The sequence below is a fragment of the Streptomyces sp. 2-1 genome, assembly GCF_048564895.1.
GTDB lineage: Bacteria > Actinomycetota > Actinomycetes > Streptomycetales > Streptomycetaceae > Streptomyces > Streptomyces phaeochromogenes.
Genome location: NZ_CP183383.1, coordinates 1,105,919 through 1,119,586 on the forward strand (window position 1 = coordinate 1,105,919; position 13,668 = coordinate 1,119,586).

Consider the following 13,668-nt stretch of genomic DNA (forward strand, 5'->3'; position numbering starts at 1 on the left):
GACGGACCGGGCCGACCGTCAGAAACGTCCGAAGCGCGCCTACTGACCGTCCGTCCGCAGCTCGGACTCGACCAGCCGGTACAGGTGTCGGCGTGCGTCCTGCGTGCTCAGTTCGGGCGACTGGCGCAGTCGCTGGAGGGCCAGTCCGTCGGAGAGGGCGGCGAAGCGGACGGTGAAGCCGGCCGGGTCCTCGCAGGTGAACTCCCCGTCGGCGACGCCCCGTTCGACCAGGGCGCGGATCTGGCTGTGCCAGTCCTCGTACCGCTTGGCCTGGCCGCTCGCGAAGGCCTGCTCGGGGTCCTGGTCGCGGTCGCCCGCGCTCCAGTAGTCGAACCACATGCGCCAGTGCCGGTCGGTGTCCTCGGTGAACAGCGCGTCGATCAGCAGCCGCAGCGCCTCACCGCTGCCGGCCGCCTGCTCGGCGGCCTCGTTCAGCGCCGCGTAGTAGCGCTCGATGTGCAGCACCATCGCCTCGGAGAGGATCTCCTGGACGCTGCCGAAGTGGTACGTGACCGTCCCCACCGACACCCCGGCCGCGGCGGCGACGTCCCGCACCCCCACGGACGCGTACCCGCGCTCGGCGATGAGCGGGACGGCCGCCTCGACGATGAGCCGACGGCGGACCTCGGTGGGCTGGCGGGTGCGGTCGGCGGCGGCGACGGCACGGCGGGGCGTCTTCGCGGCCTTCACGCCGACGTCCTCGGGGTGGTGCGGTGCCATGCGCGCTTGACCACTGTCTCTCCGTCCGCCCGTGTTTCCATGCGACTGTCCATGATGAACTCCGTGGCCGTGGCCCGCAGCTCCGTACGCGTCATGATCTCAGCGTCCCAGTCGTCGCCGCGCCGCAGCCGGATCGTCCACTCGGACACGGCCACCGCCGACAGCGGATCGTCGGCCCGTATCCGGTACGTCTCGCGGGCGCTCTCCTCGTAGCGCAGCCCGTCCGGGTAGACCCGCGATCCGCCGTAGTTGGGGTCGACCTCCAGCGTCCACTCCCCCTTCGCGACGTCGTACGTGACCAGCCGCTCCGGTGTCGCCTCGGCGGGCCGCTCGTAGGTGACGGGCAGCGGCGGAGCCTGCTCGGGCTCTTCGAACCAGATGGGCCCCCGGCCCTCGTGCTCGTACTCGTGCTCGTGCTCGTCCTCGTGCTCGTCCTCGTGCTCGTGCTCGTCCGACGCGGGGTCTCGTACGGGCAGGAGCAGCGCGCTCTCGGCGGGCAGGACTGTCAACTGACCGCGCTCGCCGTGCGGCCACACCCAGGGCCAGTACGTGTCCGAGACGGCGACCCTGATGCGGTGGCCGGGCGGGAAGGCGTACCCGATGCCGTTGAGCTCGAACTCCACGGTCTCGTACGTGCCCGGGGTCCACTCCACGGCCCGGTCGCGCCCGTGCCTGCTCAGCAGGTTGAGAACGCCACGAGTGACGAGGGTGGACGAACCGTCGGGCGCGACATCGCAGACGCGGGCGACGACGTGGGCGCGCGGAGTCGCGCTGTCGAGCCGGAGCCGGACGCGCGGACGCCCCAGGATCTCCACCCTCGCGTCCAACGGCGCCGAGTCGAAACAGACCGAACGGCCGTCCTCCTCCCGCTGGTCGGGCGGCAGATCGCTCGCGTTGCCGAAGGGGAAGAAGCGCCCGGCGTCGAGACCGGTGTGCTGCGGAGACCGTACGAGTACGGGGGCGGCGGCGCCCATGCCCGTGCCCCCGAGAGGCCTCTCGTCCCAACTGACGGATGGCGAGGGCCAGTTGTCGTCGCCCACCCAGCGTCCGGGCATCACATCGTACGAAGTGGCGGGCGGGACCGGGTCGTTCAGCCAGGCGCGGAGCTTCGGCTCGCGCATGATGCCGGTGTCCTCGCCCTTCAGGTGCTGGTCCCACCAGCGGAGAGTCTCCTGGAGGAACCCGATGGCCGGGCCGGGCGGCAGGCCGCGGTCCGGATACTGATGCGACCAGGGCCCGACGATCCCCCGTACGCGGTCGTCCGGCAGGTGCTCCACCAGCCGCAGCACGGTGTCGCGGTAGGGGTCGTTCCAGCCGCCGACGGCCAGGACCGCCGCGTCGATCGCCGTGTAGTCCTCGCAGACGCTGCCGTGCCGCCAGTAGTCGTCGCGCTGCTGGTGCGCCAGCCAGGTGTGCAGGAACGGGTCGAGCGCTTCGAGGCGCTCGCGCCACATCGGCAGCCAGCGGTCCTCGCCGACGCTCGTCGGGTCCGGCGGGCGGGCCGCGAACGCCAGCATCGTGCCTGCCCAGGCGAGCATGTCGATGCCGAGGACTGCGCCGCCCGTGTAGTGCACGTCGTTGTCGTAGCGGTCGTCCGTCGAGCAGACCGTGACGATCGCCTTCAGCGGTTCGGGGGCGAGGGCGGCGATCTGGAGCGAGTTGAAACCGCCCCACGAGATGCCGAACATGCCGACCTTGCCCGTGCACCAGGGCTGCTCGGCCAGCCAGTTGACGACGTCCACGCCGTCCGCGAGTTCCTGTGCGTCGTACTCGTCGCCGGGGGTTCCCTCGCTGTCGCCGTGGCCTCGGATGTCCACGCGTACGGAGGCGTAGCCGTGGCCGGCGTACCAAGGGTGGCGTTGGGCGTCTCGGGGGGCCGTCCAGTCGGTCTTGCGGTACGGGAGGTATTCGAGGAGGGCGGGCACGGGGTTCGTCTCGGCGTCGGTGGGGCGCCAGATGCGGGCGTGCAGGTGCGTTCGCCCGTCCCGGGTGGGGATCCAGACGTCCTCACGGGTGACCTGCCGGTCGAAGTGCTCGCGATATTTCACGGGGCTCCTTGTGGGTGCGGGTTGCGGCGAGCGGTGGGGTGGCTGGGTGTGTTTTCGCCCCCGCCGCCCCTACCCGTCCCGTCCCTTTCGGGGGCCAGCCCCCGAACCCCCGCTCCTCAAACGCCGGAGGGGCTAAAGATTTCGCAGCCCGGGCCGACACACTCAGCCCGTCCGGCGTTTGAGGACGAGGCCGTTCAGGCCGATAGCGGGGGTCTGGGGGCGCAGCCCCCAGAAGGGACGGGAACGGGTAGGGGCGGCGGGGGCGAAATCCCCTACCCCACCCCCTCCCACCGCCGAACCCGATGCCCATCCCCCCGGTCGACCCACAGATCGTCCGGCCCCGCGGCATCAGCCCAGTCCTCGACCCCGTCGACACCAGACCCCGCCCCCGGCAAAGGCTCAAGCACCGCAGCCATCAACTGCCGCGTATACGGATGCCCAGGCGCAGAGAACACCGCATCGGTAGGTCCCTCCTCCACCACAACCCCATGCCGCAACACAACAACCCGATCGGCAAGCCCCCGCACGACCGCGAGGTCATGGCTGATGAACAGACAGGCCAACTCCCGCTCCCGCCGCAGATCATCGAGCAGCCGCAACACATCGGCCTGAACGGACACGTCCAACGCGGTCGTGATCTCGTCCGCGATCAACACATCCGGCTCACCCGCAAGCGCCCGAGCGATCCCGATCCGCTGCCGCTGCCCACCGGAGAGCTGCGCGGGCAACCGCTCGGAGAGAGCAGGCTCGAGACGCACGTCGGAGATGAGCTGCCGAGCCCGATCGACGGCCTCCGCCCGCGAACCCACCGTGCCGAAGAACCGCAACGGCCGCCGCACGGCGTCCCCCACCGAACGACGCGGATTGAGCGACGTATCGGCGTTCTGGAACACAAGCTGAACCCGCCGCCGCAGCGACAGCGGCCGCTTCCCGGCGGGCCGGGCGAGGTCGCCTGCTCCATGTGCACCCGACTCATGAGTCATCGTGCCGCCCGACGGAGTCCGCAACCCCGCGAGAGCCCAGGCGAGCGTGGACTTCCCGCTGCCCGACTCCCCCACCAGAGCCAGAACTTCACCGCGCCGGACGTCGAAGGAGACACCGTCCACGGCACGTGCGGCCCCGTAGTCGATCGTGACGTCCCGAGCGGAGACGGCGACAGGCGCATCGCCGGACACGACGGCCCTCGGCCGCACCTCCCGCTCCCCCGCCACCCCCACGAGCGCGAGCCCCTCGTCGTCGAGCCGCGGCACACTCGCCAACAGGCGTCTGGTGTACGGGTCCTGGGGTGCCGCGAACAACCGACCAGTCGGTGCCGCCTCCACGACCCGGCCGGACCGCAACACAGTCACCTCGTCGGCCATGTGCGCGACGACGCCGAGGTCATGGCTCACCAACACGGCAGCGAGGCCGAGTTCGTCTCGAAGCGCCCCGATCAGGTCGAGGACCCCACGCTGGGTGATGACGTCGAGCCCAGTCGTCGGCTCGTCGAGGACGAGGACCTTCGGGCGGGCGGCGATGGCCATGGCGATGGCGACGCGCTGCTGCTGGCCGCCGGAGAGTTCGTGCGGGTAGCGGCGGGCGAGTTCGGCGGGGCGGGGCAGCCGGACCTGATCGAGGAGGTCCACGACGGGGACGTCTCCGCCCGCCTCGGCGATCTGCCGTCCGATCCGCATGGAGGGGGTGAGCGCGTGGCCCGCGTTCTGCGCGACCATGGCGACGGTCCCGCCCCGCAGACGCCTCAACTCCCGTGCGGGCAGGGCGAATACGTCGGCTCCGCCGACCCTCACCGAACCGCCCGTCACACGCGAACCGTGCCGCAGGTGTCCAAGGAGCGTCGCCGCGACGGTCGACTTGCCGCTGCCCGACTCACCGACCAGCGCGTGCGTCTGTCCGGGCAGCACGTCCAGGGACACTTCACGCACGACGAGCACATCGCGTCCGCCGGAGCCACCCGAGCGATAGGCCACCGACAACTCGGTGACCGAGACGATCGCGGTCATCAGGACCCCTCCCTGATCCGGTCGACGCCCCACGCCTTGGACAGGCCGTCGGCCGCGAGGTTGAGCCCCACCACGAGTGTGGCCAGGGCGATGATCGGTGCGAGGCTCGCCATCGGGACGACGGTGATGGCCGTGCGGTTCTCGGCGACCATCAGGCCCCAGTCCGGAGTGGGCGGATCGGCGCCGAAGCCGAGGAAGGACAGCGAGGAGATCAGCAGCACGACCCAGGAGGCCCGCATGGCGAACTCGACACACACCACGTCGGTGATGTTCGGCAGGATCTCGCGCCGCAGGATCGCCCAGGTGGACTCGCCCCTGGCCCGCGCCGCGGTCACGTAGTCGGCGGGTACGACCGCCAGCGCGGCGCCCCGCACGACGCGTACGACCTGGGGGACGTACACGACAGCGATCGCGAGGACGATGACCGAGGGGCCGGTGCCGAGAGCGGTGACGATGACCAGCAGCGCCAGGACCGACGGGACGGACAGCACCGCGTCGAGGACCCGGCCCAGTACGTCGTCGAACCAGCCGCCGCGCAGGGCCGCGGCGCATCCCACGACCGTGCCGATCAGCAGCGTCACGAGGGTGGCGGCGACGGAGACGCCGAGGGCGTAGCGGCCGCCGTACAGGACGCGTGCCAGGACGTCACGGCCGTACTGGTCGGTGCCCGCCCAGTGTTCCCCGCTCGGTCCGAGCAGCGCCTGGTCGGCGTTGTTGGCGATGGGGTCGTAGGAGGTGAGGACCGGTGCGAGGAGCGCGATCAGAACGTGCACGGCGACGATCGCGAGGCCGATGGTGGCCGCTCGCGAGGAACGCACCGTGCGCCAGGCGCGGGCCGCGGCGGAAGAGGGTGCGACGGGGACGGCGGGTGCCGCCGCCGGGGTGTCGAGGGTGGTCATCGGGTCCTCCCGCGCGTACGGAGCTTGGGGTTGAGGGCCATGGCGCCGAGGTCGGCGGCGAGGTTGCAGACGACGTACACGACCGCGCTGATCAGTGCGATGGCCTGGATGACGGGCAGGTCCCGGTTCTGCACGGAGGCGAGCATCAGCTTGCCGATGCCGGGGTAGTTGAAGACGTTCTCGACGACCGCGACCCCGCCGGCCAGCCAGGCGACGTTCAGCGCGATGACGTGCAACGTCGGGAGCAGGGCGCTGGGCAGCGCGTGCCGGGTGACGACCCGCCAGGTCGACAGGCCCTTGAGGCGGGCCGTGGTGACGAACTCGCTGGCCATGACGTCGATGACGGACGTGCGGGCCATCCGGACGATGTACGCGGCCATGACGACGGCGAGCGCGAGGGCGGGAAGCCATACGGCGGGCATGAGTTGGCCGGCGCTCGCCTCGGGGCCGTACAGGACGACCGCCGGGAACCAGGGCAGGGCGACGGAGAAGCAGAGCACCAGGACGGTGGCGACGACGAACTCGGGGACGCTCATCCCGACCAGGCTGACGGTGGAGATGAGGTGGTCCGGCCAGCGGTCGCGGTACAGGCCCGCGAGGATGCCGAGGACGATCGAGCCGGTGACGGCGAAGAGGACGGTCACCAGGGCGATGAGCGCGGAGTTGCCGAGATACATGCCGACTTCGCCGCCGACCGCCTTGCCGGACACGAGGGAGAGGCCGAAGTCGCCGTGCAGGGCGCCGCCGATCCAGTCGATGTACCGCTCCCAGGCGGGCTGATCGAGTTTCAGTTTCTCGCGGAGGGCGGAGACGGCGTCCGGGGTCGCGTCCTTGCCGAGAACCTGGGTGGCGACGTCGCCGGGCAGGGCCTGTACGGCGAGGAAGACGAGGATCGAGGAGAGAAACAGCGTGCCGACGGCGGCGCCCGCTCTGCGGGCGATGAAGGAGAACATGGTGGTCAGGCCCCCTTCAGGCCGATGCCGAGGTAGTCGAACTCGAAGCCGTGCTCGGCGTATCCGCGTACCTTGCGGGAGATGCCGACGAGCCGGTCGGCGAACATCGGGGTCATCGCCCCGCCCTTCTCGATGACGAAGGTCTGCGCCTCGCCGTACAGTTCACGCCGCCGCTCGTCGTCGGTCTCCTGCCGGGCCCGGTCGAGCAGCGCGTCGAACTTCTTGTCCGACCAGGCGGTCTCGTTGTAGGAGGAGCCGCTGCGGAAGACCTGGGTGAAGAGCTGGTCGACGGGTCTGCCGGTGTACCAGTAGGTGGCCATGAGCGGCTTCTTCATCCAGATCTGCGTGTAGTACGAGTCCGCCGAGGCCGTCTTCACCCGGATCCGGATCCCGGCCCGCCTGGCCGAGTCCTGGTAGGCGAGGGCCATGGGCGTGAAGACCGGGTCGTACGAGGACGTGTAGAGGTCGACGGTCAGGCCCTCGTGCCCCGCCTTCTTCAGCAGGTGCCGGGCCTGTTCCGGGTCGTGCTTCGGGTGCGCGGTGATGTGGGCGGGGTCGCTCGGCGGCACGGGGTTGTCCCAGCCGGCCGTGCCCGCGCCCTGCAGCGCGACCTTCACGACGTGCTCCGGGTCGTAGGCGAGCTTCATCGCCTGCCGGACGCGTACGTCGGTGAAGGGCTTCTCCGTCGTCAGCATCGGCAGCACGTACCACTGGGCGTTCTCGACGCGGGCGATCGTGGCGCGGTCGGAGGCGGCGACGACACGGGCGGTCGCGAAGTCCAGGTTGGTCTGCGAGAGGAGGTCGACCTGCCCGGCGAGCAGGGCGTTCGAGCGGGCCGACATGTCGGCGACGGAGTAGAAGTCGATGGCGTCCAGGACCGGGCGGCCCGCCCAGTGGTCCTCGTACGCGGTGATGCGTCCGGGGCCGGCAGGCGTGAACGACTCCAGTTTGAAGGGGCCGGTGCCGACGCCCGTGCGGCCGATGCCACGCGCGCTGCCGTCGGGGATGACATAGCAGTTGTAGTGCGTGAGGAGGCTCGGGAACTCCGCGTTGGGGGTCTTGAGCGGCACCACGAGTGTGCGGGCGTCGGGCGTGCGCAGCTTCCCGGGGTCGATGAGCGGGGCGAGGACTGCCGCCTGCGGGGACGCGGTCTCCTTGGCGAGGATGTGGCGCAGTGTGTACGCGGCGTCGGCGGAGGTGAGTTTGCGTCCGTCGTGGAAGGTGACGCCCGCGCGGATGCGGAAGGTCCAGGTGCGGGCCTTGGCGTCCGGTTCCCAGGACTCGGCGAGGTCGGGGACCAGGTCGCCGTTGGCCCCGACGCGGACGAGGCGGTTGTAGAGGGCGCCCAGGTACTCGTACGCGGACAGGGCGCTCGCCGGGTCGAGGGTCTCGGCGTCGGAGGCGGGCGGCCGGGCGATCCGGAGGGTGCCGCCGCGGTCGGGGCTGCCCCCTTTCGCGTCCGTGGGCAGCACGGGGGCGGCCGAGGCCCCCGTACAGCCGGTGAGCAGCCAGGACGCACCGAGCGACGCGGCGCCCGCCGTGGCCGCGGCGAGGACGGAGCGCCGTCCTGGGTGGTGGATGTCGGGCATGGACCGACCGTCCTTCTCGCTATTCGTTCAGCGGAACGATTGAGTGAAGTGCGTGAACGATAACCAGCCAATGCCTCCGCGCCAACCCTCGGAACCCGGAAATTAACCGGGGAAACCGAGCCGTTACGCGGCCCGGGGGAGATCGGACCCGCCGGGTGTAGGCGATCGGGGCAGGGGAAGAAAGCGCTTGCCACATCCGCCACTCCCTGGGGAGGGAAGGCCACCATGGCCTCGTGGGAGAAACCGCTCGACCACCGCTACCGCGGCGAGCACCCCGTCCGTACCCTCGTCTACCTGTTCCGCGCCGACCGCTGGAAGGTCGCCGCCGCGTTCGCCGTCTTCACGGTCAAACACAGCCCGATCTGGCTGCTGCCACTGGTCACGGCGTCCATCATCGACACGGTCGTCCAGCACGGACCGGTCGGCCGGCTGTGGCTGAGCGCCGGATTCATCCTCTTCATCCTGCTGATCAACATGCCCCTGCACCTGCTGTACGTGCGGCTGCTGTACGGCAGCGTGCGCCGCATGGGCACGGCCCTCAGGTCCTCCCTGTGCACACGCATGCAGCAGCTCTCCATCGGCTACCACTCACGCGTCAGCGCGGGCGTCCTGCAGGTCAAGGTCGTTCGGGACGTGGAGACGGTCGAGCAGATGGTGCAGCAGACCGCCGAGACCGGGCTCGGCGCGGTCACCGTGCTCGCGGGCGGGCTCGTCATCATCGCGATCCGCACCCCCGAGTTCGTGCCCGTCTTCCTGCTCGTGGTCCCTGTGGCGGCGCTGCTCGTCGCGCGGCTGCGGACCCGCCTGCGCACGCACAACGAGGACTTCCGCCACGAGGTCGAGCAGCTGTCCTCCCGGGTGACCGAGATGACCCGGCTGATCCCGGTCACGCGCGCCCACGGCCTGGAGGGCAAGGCCCTGCGCCGCATGGACGGCACGCTGCGGAAGGTGCTCAACTCCGGGCTGCGCCTGGACCTGCTCAACGGGCGCTTCGCCTCGCTGGCCTGGGTGTTCCTGAACGTGATCGGGGTGCTCTTCCTGACCGCGGCGGCGCTGGTCTCGTACTACGGCGTCTGGGGCGTCTCCGCCGGTGACGTCGTCATGCTCAGCGCGTTCCTCACCACGCTCACCAACTCCACGACCACCCTGGCGGGGCTTGCTCCGGTCATCACCAAGGGCCTGGAGTCCGTACGGTCCGTCGGCGAGGTCCTCCAGGCACCCGAGCTGGAGGAGAACGAGGGCAAGGCGCGGCTCGACTCGCTGCGCGGTGCCGTGGAGTTCGAGGGCGTGGGTTACGCGTACGAGGACGCCGGCCGGCCCGCCGTGCGGGAGTTCAACCTCTCCGTCGCGCCGGGCGAGACCATCGCGCTCGTCGGTGCCTCGGGGGCCGGGAAGTCCACGGTGCTCAGTCTCGTCATCGGGTTCATCCGGCCGACCTCGGGCCGGGTGCTGCTGGACGGGGCCGACATGAACACGCTGGACCTGCGGACGTACCGGCGCTTCGTGTCGGTCGTGCCTCAGGAGTCGATCCTGTTCGACGGGACCGTGCGGGAGAACGTCGCGTACGGCATGGACGACGCGGACGCCGACGAGGCGACGGTGCGTGCGGCACTGCGGGACGCCAACGCGCTGGAGTTCGTCGACCGGCTGCCGCGCGGGCTCGACACCGTGGTGGGCGAGCACGGGGCGCGTCTTTCGGGCGGACAGCGGCAGCGGCTGGCCATCGCTCGGGCCCTCATCCGTAATCCGCGGGTGCTCATCCTGGACGAGGCGACGTCCGCGCTCGACACGCGGTCGGAGGCGCTCGTGCAGCAGGCACTGGCCCGGCTCATGCGCGGGCGCACCACCTTCGTGGTGGCGCACCGACTGTCCACGATCCGGGGTGCGGACCGGATCGTGGTGATGGGGGACGGTGCCGTACGGGAGATCGGGTCGCACGAGGAGTTGCTGGAGCTCGGGGGTGCGTACACGGCACTGCACAGCGGCCAGCTCGCCTGAGCCGGTGGGTCACCAGGACTCGCCTGGGCGCCTCAGCTGGGCCGGTGGTGCGGGGGGAGGTGGCCGGCCGCCGTGCCGGTCGCCTCACTCGCCCGCGTACGCCTTCTCCAGTTCGGCGACGTCGATCTTGTGCATCTTGAGCATCGCCTGCATGGCCCGATCCGCCTTCTGCTGGTCCGGGTCGCTGATCATCTCGACCAGCCTGACGGGGGTGACCTGCCAGGAGACGCCGAACCTGTCCTTCAGCCAGCCGCAGGGGCCCTCCTCGCCGCCGCCCTCGGTGAGCGCGTTCCAGTAGAAGTCCACCTCCGCCTGGTCGTCGCATCGGACCTCGAAGGAGATGGCCTCGTTGAACTTGAACTGCGGGCCGCCGTTGAGGGCGTAGAACTTCTGGCCGTTGGCCTCGAACTCGACGGTCAGTACGGTTCCGGGCACGCCGTGCCCTACCTCGCTGTAGCGGAGGATCGTGCCGATGCGGGAGTTCTTGAAGACCGAGACGTAGAAGTTCGCGGCCTCCTCGGCCTGGCCGTCGAACCAGAGGCAGGTGGTGAATCCGTCGGTGGTCATGGGTACCTCCTGGGGCGGGAACGCTGTCACCTATGTAGACGGATCCTCTTGCGAAAACTCATCGGTGGCCCGGAAAGCGGGCTGGGCGGGTGACAGCAGAGTGACGAGCGACGCGACGGCGCAGGCGGCCCCGGCGGGTTAGGACGGGCGGGCGGTCGGCCCGTACGGCGAACCCGGCGGCCTGCCCTCGTGACCGTCCGACCGGCCGGTGACCACGGCTTTTATTCACGCGACCGGATGCCGGTGCCGAACTAGCATGGCCCGCCATGACCTCCCCGCACGACGACACGATCCACCCTTTCGTCCTCGACATCCCCCAGTCCGACCTCGACGATCTGAACGCACGCCTCGACCTCACCCGCTGGCCGGACGAACTGCCGGGCGTGGGCTGGGAGTACGGGGTCCCGCGCGACTATCTGAAGGAGCTCGTGCGGTACTGGCGGCACATCTACGACTGGCGGGCGGCCGAGGCCCGGCTCAACGAGTGGCCCCAGTTCACGACGACGATCGACGGCGCGAACATCCACTTCGCGCACATCCGCTCGCCCGAACCGGACGCGACGCCACTGATCATCACCCACGGCTGGCCGGGCTCGATCGTCGAGTTCCTCGATGTGGTCGGGCCGCTGACCGATCCGCGTGCCCACGGCGGTGACCCGGCCGACGCGTTCCACGTGGTGCTGCCGGGCATTCCGGGGTTCGGTCTGTCGGGGCCAACGCGGGACACGGGCTGGGAGCTCAGGCGGGTCGGCGCCGCGTTCGCCGAGCTGATGGACCGGCTCGGCTACCGGCGCTTCGGCGTGCAGGGCGGAGACTGGGGAGCGGGAATCTCCCGTGAGCTCGGCCGCGCCTTCCCCGACCGGGTGATCGGCGTCCATCTGAACCTCCTGCCGGGCGCCCACGCGAGCACCGAGCCCACCCCCGAGGAGCTGGCCGCGCTGAGCCCTCCGGAGCGTGAGAAGACGCTCGCCTCGTGGCGGCGCAACGAGGAGTGGACCCGCGAGCGACTGGGGTACGCCGTCGTCCAGATGACCCGCCCGCAGACCCTCTCCTACGGGCTCACCGACTCACCCGTCGGCCAACTCGCCTGGATCGTCGAGAAGTTCAAGGAGTGGACGGACTCGCACGAGCGCCCCGAGGACGCCGTGGACCGGGACCAGCTGCTCACGAACGTGATGCTGTACTGGCTGACGGGGACGGCGGGTTCGTCCGCGCGGATCTACTACGAGCGGGCGCACGCGGCCGGTTGGGGCGAACCCGTGCAGCCGTCGACGGCACCCACCGCGCTCGCCGTCTTCCCCTGGGACAACTTCATCCCGCTGCGGCACATCGCGGACCGCACGGAGAACATCGTGCGGTGGACGGAGTTCGACCGGGGCGGTCACTTCGCGGCGATGGAGGAGCCGGATCTGCTCGTCGGAGATGTCCGGGCGTTCTTCCATGAGCTGCGGCATGACCGAAGTGACGGCAGCGACCGGAGCGTTCGGATCGGCGGCGACACCGCATGACCCGCTCACTACGAGGCATCTTCGACGAGGACGCCGAGCTGTACGACCGGGCCCGGCCCTCCTATCCACCCGCTCTGGTAGAGGCGTTGGCCACCCGCGTGGGCCTCGACGCGGACAGTCGGGTCCTGGAATTCGGCCCCGGGACCGGCCAAATGACCGTGCCCCTCGCCGAGTTGGGCTGTCACGTCATCGCCGTGGAACTGGGCCCGTCGATGGCGGCGGTGGCGCGGCGCAACCTGCGGGCCTTCCCTCGGGCGCACGTCGAGGTGGCGGAGTTCGAGCAATGGCCGCTGCCCCGGGAGCCGTTCGACCTGATGGTGGCCGCGACGTCGTTCCACTGGCTCGACCCCGCGACGCGCCTCACCAAGGTGGCGGAAGCGCTTCGCCCGGACGGAACGCTCGCCGTCGTCATCACCCACCACACAGCGGGCGGCAGTCGCGACTTCTTCGTCGAGGTCCAGGACTGCTACGAGCGCTGGGATCCGGCCACACCCCCGGGGCTGCGGCAGTCGACCGACGCCGAAACGGCCACGGACACAAGGGAGTTCGAGGTGCTCGGCCGGGTCGAGACGCTCCGGTTCCCACAGGAGATCACGTACACCACCCAGACCTACATCGACCTCCTGCTGACGTACTCCAACCACCGCGCGCTGGAACCGACCGCTCGCAAGGGCCTGTTGGACGGCATCCGTAAGCTGATCGACACCCGCCACGGAGGCAGCATCACGAAGCGGTACCTGCACGAGCTGATCCTGGTGCGGCGGGGTGGGGGCCACTGACCGACGCGTCCGGGGCTACTGACCGGCGCGCCCGTCGATGCGCGCTGGAGATCCGCCACCGCCTTCCGCTCACCGCGGTGTGCCGTCCGCCCGCTTCAACCCCAGCCGATGGTGCAGGGCCTCAGGGTCGGTGCGTCGCGCGACGGCGTACGCGTCCTCGCAGAACGGAAACACCACGCTGCCACGTCGGGCGCGCTCGGCCTGGATGTACGGCTCCAGGACCTCCCAGGTCCGCATCAGGCGGTAGTGCGTCAGGCTGGTCAGAATCTCGGCGTTGACGATCTCGAAGCGCATCATGATGGAGACGGCCTCGAAGACGACGGCGACGTTCCACGCCCGGTACTTGGCATCGTCCGGCAGCAGGTCGATCCCTTGGTCCGGGCTGTGCGCCGAGGCGAGCTCGAACAGGACCCAGCGCTGATCCCGCTGAAACTCGGGGTCGCGGATGTGCGTCAGCAGCAGTTCGGTCGTCATGGCGAGATCGCTGTCCGCCCGGGCCCGTCCGATCTGCTGGCTGACACCCCACGTCGAAGCCGCCAGAGCCATGACCGACATCACGAGCGAGATGATGTTGAACACCATGAGTCGCCTCCCCCTGGCAGACCAC

11 protein-coding genes are annotated in these 13,668 nt (G+C 70.3%); 3 read left to right on the forward strand and 8 right to left on the reverse strand.

All coding sequences use genetic code 11. The annotated features are described in order from the left end of the window. Positions 1–39: 39 nt before the first annotated feature. From ACN20J_RS05030 to ACN20J_RS05055, 6 genes are all read right to left on the reverse strand, one after another. Positions 40–720 carry a TetR/AcrR family transcriptional regulator gene (locus ACN20J_RS05030; RefSeq protein ID WP_189839082.1) on the reverse strand — a complete coding sequence of 227 codons (681 nt, stop codon included), beginning with the start codon at positions 718–720 and terminating at the stop codon, positions 40–42. Beyond that, complete coding sequence (locus tag ACN20J_RS05035) at positions 687–2,768, reverse strand: CocE/NonD family hydrolase (protein WP_190228370.1); 2,082 nt, start codon at positions 2,766–2,768, stop codon at positions 687–689. The genes ACN20J_RS05030 and ACN20J_RS05035 overlap by 34 nt, the downstream gene beginning before the upstream one ends. A gap of 272 nt (positions 2,769–3,040) precedes the next feature. After that, positions 3,041–4,768 carry a dipeptide ABC transporter ATP-binding protein gene (locus ACN20J_RS05040; RefSeq protein ID WP_190228371.1) on the reverse strand — a complete coding sequence of 576 codons (1,728 nt, stop codon included), beginning with the start codon at positions 4,766–4,768 and terminating at the stop codon, positions 3,041–3,043. After that, positions 4,768–5,667, reverse strand: a complete 900-nt coding sequence (locus ACN20J_RS05045; protein WP_190228372.1) for an ABC transporter permease — start codon at positions 5,665–5,667, stop codon at positions 4,768–4,770. The genes ACN20J_RS05040 and ACN20J_RS05045 overlap by 1 nt, the downstream gene beginning before the upstream one ends. Then, a complete protein-coding gene (locus ACN20J_RS05050) occupies positions 5,664–6,620 on the reverse strand; it encodes an ABC transporter permease (RefSeq protein WP_190228373.1) in 957 nt (318 codons plus the stop codon). The genes ACN20J_RS05045 and ACN20J_RS05050 overlap by 4 nt, the downstream gene beginning before the upstream one ends. A gap of 5 nt (positions 6,621–6,625) precedes the next feature. After that, positions 6,626–8,209 (reverse strand): ABC transporter substrate-binding protein, encoded by a 1,584-nt coding sequence (locus tag ACN20J_RS05055; RefSeq protein WP_190228374.1) that lies wholly within the window; start codon positions 8,207–8,209, stop codon positions 6,626–6,628. Between the two features lie 225 nt (positions 8,210–8,434). On the opposite strand from ACN20J_RS05055, the gene ACN20J_RS05060 reads away from it, so the two are divergent. Next, entirely contained in the window at positions 8,435–10,207 is a 1,773-nt protein-coding gene (locus tag ACN20J_RS05060; protein ID WP_419665333.1) for an ABC transporter ATP-binding protein, read from the forward strand. 84 nt (positions 10,208–10,291) lie between these two features. Here the strand turns inward: ACN20J_RS05060 and ACN20J_RS05065 are convergent, their stop codons facing one another. After that, complete coding sequence (locus ACN20J_RS05065) at positions 10,292–10,774, reverse strand: VOC family protein (protein ID WP_189839075.1); 483 nt, start codon at positions 10,772–10,774, stop codon at positions 10,292–10,294. Positions 10,775–11,040: 266 nt separating this feature from the next. Here ACN20J_RS05065 and ACN20J_RS05070 point away from each other — a divergent pair, with 266 nt between their 5' ends. Together ACN20J_RS05070 and ACN20J_RS05075 are read left to right on the forward strand one after the other, a co-directional pair. Then, positions 11,041–12,282 (forward strand): epoxide hydrolase family protein, encoded by a 1,242-nt coding sequence (locus ACN20J_RS05070; RefSeq protein ID WP_419665334.1) that lies wholly within the window; start codon positions 11,041–11,043, stop codon positions 12,280–12,282. Further along, complete coding sequence (locus tag ACN20J_RS05075; RefSeq protein WP_419665335.1) at positions 12,279–13,061, forward strand: class I SAM-dependent methyltransferase; 783 nt, start codon at positions 12,279–12,281, stop codon at positions 13,059–13,061. Before ACN20J_RS05070 ends, ACN20J_RS05075 begins: the two co-directional genes overlap by 4 nt. 69 nt (positions 13,062–13,130) lie before the next feature. Here the strand turns inward: ACN20J_RS05075 and ACN20J_RS05080 are convergent, their stop codons facing one another. Beyond that, complete coding sequence (locus ACN20J_RS05080; protein ID WP_419665336.1) at positions 13,131–13,643, reverse strand: DUF4760 domain-containing protein; 513 nt, start codon at positions 13,641–13,643, stop codon at positions 13,131–13,133. Positions 13,644–13,668 lie beyond the last annotated feature (25 nt).

What these genes read in the sequence shown, in the direction of transcription:
- ACN20J_RS05030 (WP_189839082.1), bottom strand. Translation starts at nt 720, where the DNA reads ATGGCACCGCACCACCCCGAGGACGTCGGCGTGAAGGCCGCGAAGACG.
- ACN20J_RS05040 (WP_190228371.1), bottom strand. Translation starts at nt 4,768, where the DNA reads ATGACCGCGATCGTCTCGGTCACCGAGTTGTCGGTGGCCTATCGCTCG.
- ACN20J_RS05045 (WP_190228372.1), bottom strand. Translation starts at nt 5,667, where the DNA reads ATGACCACCCTCGACACCCCGGCGGCGGCACCCGCCGTCCCCGTCGCA.
- ACN20J_RS05050 (WP_190228373.1), bottom strand. Translation starts at nt 6,620, where the DNA reads ATGTTCTCCTTCATCGCCCGCAGAGCGGGCGCCGCCGTCGGCACGCTG.
- ACN20J_RS05055 (WP_190228374.1), bottom strand. Translation starts at nt 8,209, where the DNA reads ATGCCCGACATCCACCACCCAGGACGGCGCTCCGTCCTCGCCGCGGCC.
- ACN20J_RS05060 (WP_419665333.1), top strand. Translation starts at nt 8,435, where the DNA reads ATGGCCTCGTGGGAGAAACCGCTCGACCACCGCTACCGCGGCGAGCAC.
- ACN20J_RS05065 (WP_189839075.1), bottom strand. Translation starts at nt 10,774, where the DNA reads ATGACCACCGACGGATTCACCACCTGCCTCTGGTTCGACGGCCAGGCC.
- ACN20J_RS05070 (WP_419665334.1), top strand. Translation starts at nt 11,041, where the DNA reads ATGACCTCCCCGCACGACGACACGATCCACCCTTTCGTCCTCGACATC.
- ACN20J_RS05075 (WP_419665335.1), top strand. Translation starts at nt 12,279, where the DNA reads ATGACCCGCTCACTACGAGGCATCTTCGACGAGGACGCCGAGCTGTAC.
- ACN20J_RS05080 (WP_419665336.1), bottom strand. Translation starts at nt 13,643, where the DNA reads ATGGTGTTCAACATCATCTCGCTCGTGATGTCGGTCATGGCTCTGGCG.